12 protein-coding genes are annotated in these 12,791 nt (G+C 43.6%); 8 read left to right on the top strand and 4 right to left on the bottom strand.

Annotated elements, in window-relative coordinates; genetic code table 11:
* Positions 1 to 242 precede the first annotated feature (242 nt).
* Positions 243 to 2,765, top strand: coding sequence for an endonuclease MutS2 (locus V7K76_RS10910; RefSeq protein WP_335029771.1), 2,523 nt, complete (start codon positions 243 to 245; stop codon positions 2,763 to 2,765).
* 3 nt (positions 2,766 to 2,768) lie between these two features.
* Here the strand turns inward: V7K76_RS10910 and V7K76_RS10905 are convergent, their stop codons facing one another.
* Together V7K76_RS10905 and V7K76_RS10900 are read right to left on the bottom strand one after the other, a co-directional pair.
* Positions 2,769 to 4,025, bottom strand: a complete 1,257-nt coding sequence (locus tag V7K76_RS10905) for a molybdopterin molybdotransferase MoeA (RefSeq protein ID WP_335029784.1) — start codon at positions 4,023 to 4,025, stop codon at positions 2,769 to 2,771.
* Positions 4,026 to 4,503: 478 nt separating this feature from the next.
* Entirely contained in the window at positions 4,504 to 4,992 is a 489-nt protein-coding gene (locus tag V7K76_RS10900) for an SMI1/KNR4 family protein (protein WP_335029782.1), read from the bottom strand.
* Positions 4,993 to 5,181: 189 nt separating this feature from the next.
* Here V7K76_RS10900 and V7K76_RS10895 point away from each other — a divergent pair, with 189 nt between their 5' ends.
* From V7K76_RS10895 to V7K76_RS10865, 7 genes are all read left to right on the top strand, one after another.
* Positions 5,182 to 5,739, top strand: a complete 558-nt coding sequence (locus tag V7K76_RS10895; protein WP_334775903.1) for an RDD family protein — start codon at positions 5,182 to 5,184, stop codon at positions 5,737 to 5,739.
* 43 nt (positions 5,740 to 5,782) lie between these two features.
* Entirely contained in the window at positions 5,783 to 5,977 is a 195-nt protein-coding gene (rpmG, locus tag V7K76_RS10890; protein WP_012411241.1) for a 50S ribosomal protein L33, read from the top strand.
* A 2-nt stretch (positions 5,978 to 5,979) separates the two neighbouring features.
* A complete protein-coding gene (rpsR, locus tag V7K76_RS10885) occupies positions 5,980 to 6,195 on the top strand; it encodes a 30S ribosomal protein S18 (protein ID WP_012411240.1) in 216 nt (71 codons plus the stop codon).
* Between the two features lie 183 nt (positions 6,196 to 6,378).
* Positions 6,379 to 8,439, top strand: a complete 2,061-nt coding sequence (locus V7K76_RS10880; protein ID WP_334775904.1) for a ribonuclease catalytic domain-containing protein — start codon at positions 6,379 to 6,381, stop codon at positions 8,437 to 8,439.
* Between the two features lie 233 nt (positions 8,440 to 8,672).
* Positions 8,673 to 8,957: a type II toxin-antitoxin system ParD family antitoxin gene (locus V7K76_RS10875; protein WP_334775905.1), complete on the top strand. Its 285-nt coding sequence runs from the start codon at positions 8,673 to 8,675 to the stop codon at positions 8,955 to 8,957.
* Positions 8,957 to 9,262 (top strand): type II toxin-antitoxin system RelE/ParE family toxin, encoded by a 306-nt coding sequence (locus V7K76_RS10870; protein WP_334775906.1) that lies wholly within the window; start codon positions 8,957 to 8,959, stop codon positions 9,260 to 9,262. Before V7K76_RS10875 ends, V7K76_RS10870 begins: the two co-directional genes overlap by 1 nt.
* Positions 9,263 to 9,301: 39 nt before the next feature.
* Positions 9,302 to 9,628 (top strand): hypothetical protein, encoded by a 327-nt coding sequence (locus tag V7K76_RS10865; protein ID WP_334775907.1) that lies wholly within the window; start codon positions 9,302 to 9,304, stop codon positions 9,626 to 9,628.
* Positions 9,629 to 9,898: 270 nt separating this feature from the next.
* Here V7K76_RS10865 and V7K76_RS10860 read toward each other — a convergent pair whose 3' ends face one another.
* A complete protein-coding gene (locus V7K76_RS10860; RefSeq protein ID WP_334730993.1) occupies positions 9,899 to 11,506 on the bottom strand; it encodes a B12-binding domain-containing radical SAM protein in 1,608 nt (535 codons plus the stop codon).
* Positions 11,507 to 11,821: 315 nt separating this feature from the next.
* Complete coding sequence (locus V7K76_RS10855; protein WP_334777516.1) at positions 11,822 to 12,781, bottom strand: NAD-dependent epimerase/dehydratase family protein; 960 nt, start codon at positions 12,779 to 12,781, stop codon at positions 11,822 to 11,824.
* Positions 12,782 to 12,791: the final 10 nt, after the last annotated feature.

Raw genomic sequence — 12,791 nt, 5'->3', positions numbered from 1 at the left:
CTCTGCTACAAAACTTAATTACGTTAGCGAGTCTTCTCCCTTGGCGTTAGCCTCTCCTTTTGGGAGAAGGGGAGACGCTAAGGAACATGGATTAAATAAGATGCAAAACTTCATCTGTCTCTAGCTTCCCTCTCCTTTATAAGGAGAGGGATTGAGGGTGAGGTAAACCAGGGAGATAAATTGTATGTCACCCATCTAGGAACTATAATTGTTACGATAATTTCAGATTAGATGTTGAAACCTTGATCCAATCTGAAACCTTAGAACTATTAGAATGGCATCGCCTCTGCCAGCACCTTGCCACCTTTGCGGCAACTAAGCTGGGGGCGACAGCTGCGCGTCATCTGAAAATACCCGATTCTCAGATCCAGAGTGAACAGTTGTTAGAGCAAACCAAAGAAGTCTACCGACTGGAAAATCGCCTGACTACGGGGCTGTCATTTGAGGGAATTCAAGATATTGGCGATTCCTTGGAACGTGCAGAACGCAGTGGAACTTTGACAGGGGATGAACTGTTAGCGATCGCCACTACCCTCGCTGGTGCGAGAAATTTGCGCCGTGTCATTGACAATCAGGAAGATTTGCCGATACTCACTGATTTAGTTGCCGATTTGCGGACTTATCCCGAACTAGAACAGGAAATTCACCGTTGTATTGATGAACGGGGCCAAGTAACTGATCGCGCGAGTCAAAAACTGGGAGAAATTCGCACAGACTTGCGCCGATTACGCAGCCAAATTACTCAAAAACTGCAAAATATCTTACAGGCAAAATCTGGCGCAGTTCAAGAACAGCTAATTACGCAACGCAGCGATCGCTTTGTCATCCCTGTAAAAGCACCCCAAAAAGATGCCATCCCCGGTATTGTTCACGATACCTCTACTAGTGGTGCAACGCTGTACGTAGAACCGAATTCAGTAGTGCCTCTAGGCAACCAACTACGGCAGATTATCAGAAGAGAACAAGCCGAAGAAGAAACCATTCGCCGCATTTTGACAGAACTTGTCGCCGCAGTCAAAGCAGATTTAGAGAGATTGTTAGCGATCGCCACCACTTTGGATTTGGCAACCGCGAGATCGCGATATAGTTACTGGCTAGGGGCGAATCCCCCGCGATTTATCCACCGGGAAGACAAGGAAATCATTACCTTGCGGAACTTACGACATCCTTTGTTAGTGTGGCAGCAACAGCACGAACAAGGGCAACCAGTAGTTCCTGTAGATTTGTTGATTAGTCCGCAAATTCGGGTAGTGACAATTACCGGGCCAAATACTGGCGGTAAAACTGTAAGCTTAAAAACCTTGGGGTTAGCAGCATTGATGGCGAAAGTGGGTTTATTTGTCCCCGCCCGCGAACCAGTGGAAATCCCTTGGTTTGATCAAGTGCTGGCAGATATTGGCGATGAACAATCCTTACAGCAAAGTTTATCCACATTCTCTGGACACATCCGCCGAATTAGTCGGATTTTAGAAGCATTGGGGAATGGGGACTTGGGACTGGGGACTGGGGACTTGGAACTGGGGACTGGGGACTTGGAACTGGGGACTGGGGACTTGGGACTGGGGACTGGGGACTTGGAACTGGGGACTGGGGAAAAGGAAATTCCTAATCCCCAATCCCTAATCCCCAATCCCCAATCCCTAGTATTACTTGATGAAGTCGGTGCAGGAACCGATCCAGTTGAAGGTAGTGCTTTAGCGATCGCCTTGTTGCAATATCTCGCTAACCATGCCCAGCTAACTATTGCCACCACTCACTTCGGCGAACTGAAAGCCCTAAAATACGAAGACGATCGCTTTGAAAATGCCTCTGTAGAATTTGACGAAAGTACTCTCTCGCCAACTTATCGTCTGCTGTGGGGCATCCCCGGACGTTCTAATGCTTTAACTATTGCCCTACGCTTGGGATTAAAACCTGAAGTAGTACAACAGGCAAAAACCCAAGTGGGAGAGGCCACAGATGAAGTTAACCAGGTGATTGCTGGCTTAGAAGCGCAACGCCGCCGCCAGGAAACCAAAGCTGCCGAAGCCCAAATTTTGTTGCAGCAAGCGGAACGTTTATACAAAGAAGTATCCGCAAAAGCCGCAAGTTTGGAGGAGAGGGAAAGCAGTTTGCGGGCTTCACAGGAAGTAGCAGTGCAACAAGCGATCGCTCAAGCAAAAGGTGAAATTGCCCAAGTGATTCGCCGTTTGCAGAAAGGTACGCCCACAGCCCAAGAGGCGCAGCAAGCAACTAATGCTTTGAATCAAATTGGCCAGCAATATCAGCCAGCAATACCAGCAAAACCAAAACTTGGGTTTATGCCCAAAGTAGGCGATCGCATCCGTGTTCCCAAATTGGGACAGGTAGCAGAAGTAATCACCGCCCCTGATGAAGATGGACAGTTAAGCGTTCGCTTTGGGCTAATGAAAATGGCTGTGAAGTTAGAAGATATAGAATCTTTAGATGGTCAAAAAGCCGAACCAGTCGTCAAACCCAAGCCAGCCCCAGCAGCAGTAACCCCGCCACCGCAAAGTGTCCCAGAAATTCGGACTTCTCAAAATACCATCGATTTGCGTGGTAAACGGGTAGCTGATGCCGAATACATTTTAGATAAAGCCATTTCGGAAGCTACAGGCCCAGTCTGGATTATTCACGGGTATGGCACTGGTAAGCTAAGGCAAGGTGTCCACGCCTTTTTGCAACAGCATCCCAGAGTGAACAACTACGAACCAGCAGAACAAGCAGATGGCGGCACCGGTGTTACCGTTGCTCACATCAAATAAAGATTACCCAAGCTGCAAAACTTGCAATTCTTCTTGTGGCGAAATTAATGTTGTACCCATCGGTAAAACAGCTAAAGCATTGGTTTGAGCTAAATTAATTAAATTGCCGGAACTATGACTACCACCAGCTTTGTGAAATTCGTAAACTCCATTAATTAAATGCAATTTACCCCAAAGGTAAGTTTCACGCTTGCCATCCGATCGCAATTCATCATGCGATCGCACTTTCAAAAATACTGATTCCCAACCTTCAGTAATTCCCGAAAGTTTCCTGATTGCTGGTAGCACAAACCGCCAAAATGTCACCAATACAGCCGCAGGATTCCCTGGTAAACCAAAATAAAGCGGGGACTGGGGACTGGGGACTGGGGACTGGGGACTGGGAAAGGTGGCGACGGTGAGGGGTTTTCCTGGCCTCATTTCTACAGCCCGAATGTGAATTTTTGCTCCTAGCGATTCGAGAATTTTGTCAACATAATCATAATCTCCTACTGAGACACCACCAGAGGAGATGACTATATCAGCGATCGCAACGGCGTGGCTAATAACTTTCTCCAGAGCAACTGGATCATCTTTCACAATGCCTAAAATTAAGGGTTCTGCACCACTTTCTCTTACCAAAGCTGCGATCGCATACTGATTAGAATCCACAATTTGCCCTGGTTGTAACGGTTGATCAATTGTTGCCAACTCATCACCAGTGGATAAAATTGCTATCCGTGGACGGCGGTAAACACTTAATTGCGGACACTGTGCTGCTGCCAATACGGCAATTTCTGAGGCATTTAACTTAATTCCTGCTGGTAGTAGTTGTGTTCCAGCTTGGTAAAAAGAGGCTTTGTGTCTGACAAATTCTTGCGGTTTTGGTGCATCTAGGATAAATACGTGCTTGTCTTCCCGGCGTGTCTTCTCTTGCATGACTACAGTATCCGCACCTGCTGGAATCACCGCACCAGTAAAAATCCGCGCAGCTTGCCCTGGTTGAATTGTAGACTTGGGCTGATACCCGGCCGGAATATCTTCAACAATTTCTAAAGCGGCTGATTGTTCGGCACTAGAGTGCTGTACATCTTCGTAGCGGACTGCATAGCCATCCATTGCCGAATTATCCCAATGGGGAAAATCTAGCGGACTGGTGACAGGCGTTGCTAAAATCCGACTATCGGCTGTGAATAAATCGACAACTTCTGTATCCCGTTGATCATCCAACGGTTGTACCAAATTTAAAATAATTGCTTCTGCATCGCTGACTGATAACATAGCGATCGCCTCCTTTTTACCTTTATCCCTGTAAAGTAACACTCACCACTCAATCAAAAGATCATATTATGATGATCTGAGATGAGCAAAAAGTTAAATGCAGTTATTCCAGATCCCCAATTTCTCACGAGTGAGAAAAAATCATTGGCGTGAGCAGAATTTAGGATTTTAATCAATTGGTCTTTATTCAATACTGTTCGGTTAAGGCAAGAGACGCGATAAATCGCCGTCTCTACAAGGAACTGATTGGGAGCATCCCATAATGTAATAAGTAGTGCGAGCGTCTCGCTCGCATAATAGATTCAAGCGAGCAAGATGCTCGCACTACAAAATCAATCTGCCAAATTGGGATGCACCCGAACTGATTATTGTAGAGACGGCGATTTATCGCGTCTTTGTGATCTAGAATTTTCATCAAAAAACCTTAACCGAACCGTATTGGGTCTTTATTTACTTTATGGTTGTAGATGAATCACAATCATAGCCAGGGACTTTGCATTCCCATTGTTTGAATCATCTCTTGAAAACAATGGCATCGAAAAATACCAGCACGACCATTAATTAAAAGCCATGCCTCCCATTCATAATTGTGGATGATCTTAGGATTTAGTAAAACAACACTGCCATCTTCTTCATCACTAATTTGTAGGGCTGTTTGCATATACTCTGTGCGTATAGGTTGGTTCCACAAACAATCTTCCCCATAAACCAAATATTGTTCATCAGTAATTGGTGGAATAAATTTAAGAGCAGCCTTCCATTCATCAATCCAATCCTGATTTTCAGCACAGAACCAATTAATTTCCTCTGTCGAATATAATCTATTAGGCCCAGGTACCGCAGGCCAACCATTTGTAATTTTCAAAAACGTTCGATATGAAGGTGGTAAAATTATACCCAAACGAGTTTCGGCAGCAACGATTTGCTCTTCTGTTGCACCGGGATAACCTAACCATTCAGATTCAATCGTCTCAGGAGAAAGTTCTATAAATCTCCAGTCTCCCTCACCCTTACTTTTTTTTTATCTTTAAAATCCGCAATTATTTTTTGGCTCTCTTTTTTAAGAAAACTTTCCCAATCCAACATATTTAAACCGCCTCTACCTTGAAAACTGTAGTTTTTTTTGTCAACCCCTAAATAAAAATCCCTATTTTGTATGACTATCGAACGACTTCCCCAAAAACACTATCCCAAAGCTGAGATTGGGCGGCGAGGTATGGCATTAGGACTAGATTTCCTTGGTGTCTGGTTAGTCAGTTCCCTGCTAGGAGGTGGCGATATCGGGATTCAATTTGTGGAAATCTTAGTTTTTGTCATACTTTGGCTAGTTTCGCGGGTGCTGCTGCCATATAACAATCAAGGGCAAAGTTTAGGGCGTTGGGCCTTCGATTTAAAGGTGTTGGAAGTCGAAGATGGGCAAGTAGTGGGTAGAATTCCAGATTTGCTCTCATTGGTGAAGCGAGAGGCGATTATCGGCTTGGGTGCTTTATTAGTGTCAATTGCCCTGAGCAATATTAGAGCCAATCCCACTGCTATACTGCTAGTATTTCCCCTAGCGATCGATTGTGGCACTGCCTTCTCTGATACCCAGATGCGGCAGGCTTTACACGATCGCTATTGCGGAACTTTCATCGTCTCGTCGCGCCGTGGCTACTCGCTCGATATAAAAATTAAAAGATTAGTTGATAATATGCGGCGGAATGTGAGAAGATAGTCATTTGTGTTTATTCTCTTCAGGCTCCACTGTTTGTAAGATTATGGCTAAGAGTAAAGGCGCCCGCATTATTATCACACTAGAGTGTACAGAGTGTCGGACAAATTCAGACAAGCGTTCTGCTGGTGTTTCACGTTATACCAGTACAAAGAATCGCCGCAACACGACTAACAGGCTAGAACTGAAAAAGTTCTGCACCCACTGCAACAAACATACCGTTCATAAGGAAATTAAGTAAAGATGAGTTATTTCCGTCGTCGTCTTTCTCCGATCAAGCCAGGAGAACCAATCGATTATAAAGATGTTGATTTATTACGTAAGTTTGTCACCGAGCGGGGTAAGATACTGCCACGTCGGATTACAGGGCTGACATCTCAGCAACAGCGAGAGTTGACATTAGCAATTAAGCGATCGCGGATTGTGGCTTTGTTGCCATTTATCAATGCAGAAGGCTAAAACAATTTTGGATTTTGGATTTTAGATTTTGGATTATTAAAGAGAAAGTCCAAAATCTCAAATCTGAATCAGAGAGTGTAAAATAGATTGCTGCATAAAAAACCCTTGGATTTAGGATTTAACACCAGTTATAAAATCCAAAATCCAAAATCTAAAATCTAAAATTATTAGAGTGCGAGAGTTGTGGAGAAGGGGACGCTAGTTGAATTTAGGGTTCAAGGCGATCGCCGTCTGGGCATCGTAGAACGTCCAGACGGTAAAACCCGCTGGTTTGTGGTAGACGAACGTGGTCAATCCCACAGCCTCGCGCCTAGACAAATAACCTATACAGTTACCGGACAGACTTACAAGACCTCTGAGATTGCCAACTTTTTGGAGCAGGTCAAGCCTTATTTAGACCCGTCTAGCTTAGAGGTAGCTTGGGAATTACTGGTTGAAGATGGGGAAACAGTTACCCCCGACCAAATGGCGAATCTGCTATTTTCCGAATCAGCTGCGCCTCTTTGTTATGCCGCCTATTGCTTGTTATCAGACGATAAACTCTATTTCAAGCAAAAAGGAGACGCTTACGAACCACGAACTACTGCTCAAGTGGCAGAACGCCAGCACCAAGTAGAAGTAGAGGCACTAAAAGCTAAAGGACAGCAGGAATTTTTAGCTCGTGTAGAGCAGTCGCTCAAAGGTGAAGCCGTAGAGTGGGGGCGTCACGATCGCCAGCGCTTAGAAGGACTAGAGAAATACGCAGCGTTAATCGCTGATACCGTGCGGACGGGGGTTAATTATGACTCCTTGGCTCGCGCTTATCCGCCCAGCGCTGCCGTATTAGAAACAATGACCATGCTGGGACGACCCACAACGCCCCAAGGGGCCTTTCAATTATTGGTAGATTTGGGTTACTGGAGTCCTTATGAAAACTTGTTCCTGCGTCGTTCTTCAATTCCGATTCAATTTCCTCATAAGGTATTAGAAGTGGCGCAACAGCGTTTGGATTTCCCGCCAATTGACTCAGATACAAACCGCCTTGATCTGACTCACCTGAAGGTGTACACCATTGATGATGAAACGACCACAGAGATTGATGATGGTCTGAGTTGGGAAGTACTACCCGATGGACGGGAACGCCTCTGGGTGCATATCGCCGATCCCACTAGATGGTTAGTACCGGAAGATGAATTAGATTTAGAAGCCAGAAAGCGCGGTACTACAGTCTATTTACCAACGGGGATGATTCCCATGTTTCCCGAAGTATTGGCAACTGGGCCAATGAGTCTGATTCAGGGAAGAGTTTGTTGCGCCCTGAGTTTCGGGATTATTTTAGGTACAACTGGGGGAGTAGAAGATTACAGTATTCATACCAGCTTGATTAAGCCGACTTATCGCCTCACCTACGAAGATGTCGATGAAATGCTGCAATTACGGGTACAAGCAGAACCGGAAATTGCGGCGATCGCTATTTGGGCACAGCGTAGGAGAGCTTGGCGTTATGCCCAAGGGGCAATTAGCATCACCATGCCCGAAGCAACGATCAAAGTCAAAGGTGAAGAGATCCACATTGATATTTTGGACGATTCCCCATCGCGGCAACTGGTAGCAGAAATGATGATTGTTGCCGGTGAAGTGGCGGCTCGTTATGGTAAAACTCATAACATACCTTTGCCCTTCCGTGGTCAACCGCAACCAGAATTACCTCCAGATGAGGAATTGCTGCTACTTCCAGCCGGATTCGTTCGCGCTTGCGCCATGCGTCGTTGTATGCCCAAGAGTGAAATGAGCATTACGCCTTTGCGTCATGCTGGTTTGGGTTTGGATACTTACACCCAAGCTACCTCTCCTATCCGCCGCTACAGTGACTTACTCACCCACTTTCAAATTAAAGCCCATTTGCGGGGTGAAGTTTTGCCATTTTCCGCAGATCAACTTAAAGAAGTGATGATGACTGTCACCAGTATCACCCAAGAGGTGACAATGGTGGAACGACAAACTAATAGATATTACGCACTAGAGTATTTACGCCGTCATCCAGAAGAAACTTGGGATGTGACAGTGTTGATGTGGCTGCGAGAAGACAGCAACTTAGCCCTAATTTTGTTAGAAGATTTAGGCTTGCAGTTACCAATGGTTTTCAAACGTTCTGTGAACTTGGGCGAACAGATAGTGGTGAAAGTTAGCCACGCCGATCCACAAAAAGATCTGATCCAATTTCAAGAAATAATTTATCAAGAAGCTCAAACAGCTGCGAATTAACTAATTTGTCATTTGTCATTTGTCATTTGTCATTCGTAATACTCGCCTAGTATTATCGATTACGAATTATTTTATACCAATTGGAAAAATGATTGCGACAGATGGAAAACTGAAACACTTATCCAATAGATGTTTCACAATCCAAAATCTAAAATCTAAAATCCAAAATTGTATTAGCCTTGCTCCAATCCCTTTCGGTTACGATATAGAGTAAACGGAATGAGGGAATAATTGTGAATATATCTTTGACCCCAGAACTGGAGCAGTTGGTTAAGGATAAGGTTAGTAGTGGTCGATATCACTCAGTAAGTGAGGTGATGGGTGAAGCATTGAGATTGCTAGATGAACGCGATCGCGTTCAAGAAAAACGTTTAGCAGAATTGAAAGCTAAAATCCAAGTTGGTATCGAAGAACTTGAACGTGGCGAAGGAATTGATGGTGAAGAGGTATTTGCAGAAATAGAGGAAGACATTCGACGCGCCCAAGCCCAAATGCAACAAGCTGAGGCTGCTAAATAATGAGTAGGTGTATTTTAGCGCCTTCAGCTAGATTAGATTTGAAAGAAATTAGTAGCTATATTGCCCGCTATAATCCTGATGCGGCTCAAAGACTCAATGAAAAAATCAAACAGCAGTGTAAACTGTTGGCTGATTTTCCTAATATGGGGCAAAGTTCCGATAATTTTGCCAGTGGTTTACGGAGTTTTCCAGTAGAAGATTACTTAATATTTTATCGTCCTATTGATGGTGGCGTGGAAGTTGTACGTATTGTCAGTGGTTATCGAGATTTAGAGACAGTTTTTTTAAGTGAGGATATTCCTTAATATTGCATTTGATGTAAGCGATCGCTATCTCTAGCCAATATGTCAAAAAATAATCACAAAGTAATTATATTTGATACCACCATGCGTGATGGAGAATTGACGCCTGGTGTAAAGATGAATTTGCAACAAAAAATCACCATCTCCCAGTTACTTGAAGAAATGGGAGTAGATATTATTGAAGTTGGTTATCCAGGAATTTATCAAAAAGATTTTGATGAAGTCTTTAATATTTCTAAAATAATTAAAAATTCTACTATTTGTGGGCTAGCAAGTTCCAATTCCAATGAAATAATCACTCTTGCTGAAGCAATTAAACCAGCAATAAGAGGTAGAATTCACATTTATACTCCAATACGGTTCAGTTAGCGCCAAAAACCCCTCAGATGCGTAGGTTGGGTGGAGGAACGAAACCCAACATTTTCGCGGGTTTGTTGGGTTTCACTTCGTTCCACCCAACCTACGATTATCCTTAACTGAACCGTATTGCTTTATGTCTTTAAACGACAGATTCATTTTAAGGTGTTTTTGCCATTCAGTGAGTGTCGAGTTAGGACTATCATACTTTGAATAGAATACTGGTTTTAGTAACGGGTAATAAGTAATTTTTTAACTCTTACCTATTAACCGTTAGCACATTTAACTGACTACTGCTTCAGCTTTTTCCTCAGTTTTTTCCTTCACTAGCACATAAGGCGTTTCTGCACCTTGTGCTAGATATTCAGCTAGCTGACTTTCAATTTGATCGCGGACTATTTGGCGATACTCTAGAAAATGCTCGTTGTGGGCGCAAGCAGAGATGTAATGCTCAATAACTCCAGGGTTACGCTTGAGAATGCTGAACAAATGATGCCAGAATTTCCAGCGGGTTTCCCGTTTGATGCCTTGTCGCCAAATCACAATCAGCAAGGCTTTCACAACAATCCACTCTGGCATTTTCGCTGGTGCTTTCCAACTTGGCAAACCCATCATCAAGAAGCAGCGATAGGTGCGATCCAAGTATTGCACTGGGTCGTATAAAGTACAAAATGCCTCAATATATTCTCGTGCAAGTTCTTCTAGGGGACGAGTGGGGACAAAGTTCATCAATGTTGTTTGATTGATGTTGGCAATATTGGCATTTTGATTTTCCCGTAGTCGTCCTTCCTTTTTCAAGCGATGCCAAAGGGCGGTATTGGGTAACGCTTGCAACATGGCAAAGGTAGTAGAGGGAATTGCCGCTTGTTCGGCAAAGCGGACAATGCGATCGCCTGCGCCTGCTTTTTCGCCATCAAACCCAATAATAAACCCAGCCATTGGGCGCAATCCCGCTTTGGTGATGGTTTGCACTGCCTCAGTTAGAGAACTGCGAGTATTTTGAAACTTCTTAGTCATTTGCAAACTATCTTCATCCGGCGTTTCAATTCCCAAAAACACCGCCGAGAAACCGCACTCAACCATCAATTCCAACATTTCTGCATCTTGTGCCAAGTCAACTGATGCTTCAGTGTCAAATCGGAAGGGATACTTATGTTCTGCCATCCAGACTTTTAACTCTTTCAGCAACAATTTTACATTTCGTTTGTTGCCAATAAAGTTGTCATCCACCATGAACACACCCCGCCGCCAACCTAGTTCATAGAGATAATCTAACTCTGCTAATAGTTGGGCTGGGGCTTTGGTGCGTGGTTTGCGCCCGTAGAGAACAATAATGTCGCAAAATTCGCACTGGAAGGGACACCCGCGCGAAAACTGCACCGACATCATGTCATAAGCATTCAATTCCAATAAATCAAAACGGGGTATTGGTGTGCTTGTGACATCAGGTTTTTCTGTAGCGCGGAAAGTGCCAGATGTTTCACCCCGTTGAATTGCCTCAATAAACATGGGTAGCGTGATTTCCCCTTCATCCAGAATCAGAAAATCTGCGCCAACATTTTCAACTTCGTGAGGTACAGAGGTGGGGTAGGGGCCGCCAACTGCAACTAGCTTGCCACGTTTTTTTGCTTCCTGGATTTGGTCAAGTAAATCTTGTTTTTGGACAATCATCGCAGAGAAAATTACTACATCTGCCCATGCCCATTCTGCTTCTGTTGCTGGGCGGATGTTGCGATCGACTAGCTTGAATTCCCATTCTTGGGGCAGAATCGCGGCTACTGTTACTAAACCTAGAGGTGGTAGTAAGACCTTGCGATCTACTAACTCCAAGATTTTTTCATAAGACCAAAAGGTTTTGGGAAATATCGGATACACTAACAGGATTCGCATGTAGTATCAATCCTCACACTTTGCTTGTTATCCCACTCTAACGAAAATAAAGAGTTATTGACTTTTTATTAAAGTTGTTTTATTTTACCACTGATGTTTTTACCTGAATGGGGAGCAAGGAGCAGAGGGGAAAGAGGTAATTTTTCATTCTTCTCTATACCTAATTCTTAATTCCCAAGTTTGTAGCTTTTTTAAACGCAGAGGAACGCAAAGTGAAGCGCAGAGGGGCGCAAAGTTTGAGCGGTAGATCCTGCATTGAATATGTTATTTATCTGCTGATATTTGACAAATACTGTCAAAAGCTACAGATTACATCTAATTTTTAGGCCGTTTTATACCACTAATTTTTAAAACATCACTCATGGTTGCACAGTAATTTGGCAAGCCGAAACTATCGGGATTGATGAATTTTTCATAAGTAAAATGCCGATAGTTCATGCAAAACCGATCCCAAGCGGCCATCTGAATGCGGAATAGAACAATAATCAAATTAGCTAAGGCTAAAGATATGGGAATACGAAAGTAAATCTTTTTGCCCAAATAAGCGCAAACTTCTTCTATTGCTTGATTAGCAGTTAACGGTGCTTGACCTAAAACAAGCCGACGTGGTTGATGGTTTTCGGCAGGATAATCGATTAAATATCGCACGACAGTGGCAATATCTCGTCCGTGGATAAAGTGAAAACTGCCATCTGCTTGCAAAAAGCGAATCAAATTAATATATTTCGTAACTTCTGGAATGCCAGATGTGACAGCAGAATAGGGTTTATTGGCATCACCGCCCACTACTAAAGTGGGAAATACTGTGGTAATTTTAGGTGCGATCGCTAAATTTTCTTTTTTCTCTAAGCACTCATACTTAGAACGGATATAATCTGTCCCAATTTCCCCGGCTTCTTTCAATGGTTGATTGTACCGATCTAAAACGCTGGCTGTCGAAAAATAAATCACCTGCTGACAACGTTCTGGATCTAGTAGTTCGAGCAACTCTATAGTCTTGACGACATTAATATCAAATGTCTCATCACCACCCCAAGCTGTGGCTGTGAGTACCGCCGTATCAATTGTGGATAGCAAATCGACAAACTGGCGAATATTCTGCATATCACCTTGCAAAACGTTGATACCTGAACGTGCGTTAGTATCAACTTGCAGTTTGCTTGGGTTCCTAACTAGTAGATATAGTTCGTGATCTGTTTCCTTAATTAAGGCTTCTGTTAAATAATGACCTACACAACCACTTGCACCAGTTACTAAAATCCGTTTCTGGCTCATAGAGAATTTT

This window comes from Nostoc sp., from assembly GCF_036917975.1.
Classification (GTDB): domain Bacteria; phylum Cyanobacteriota; class Cyanobacteriia; order Cyanobacteriales; family Nostocaceae; genus Nostoc.
Note: the sequence above shows the minus strand (reverse complement) of the source record. Positions and strands in the feature narration are given on the sequence as shown.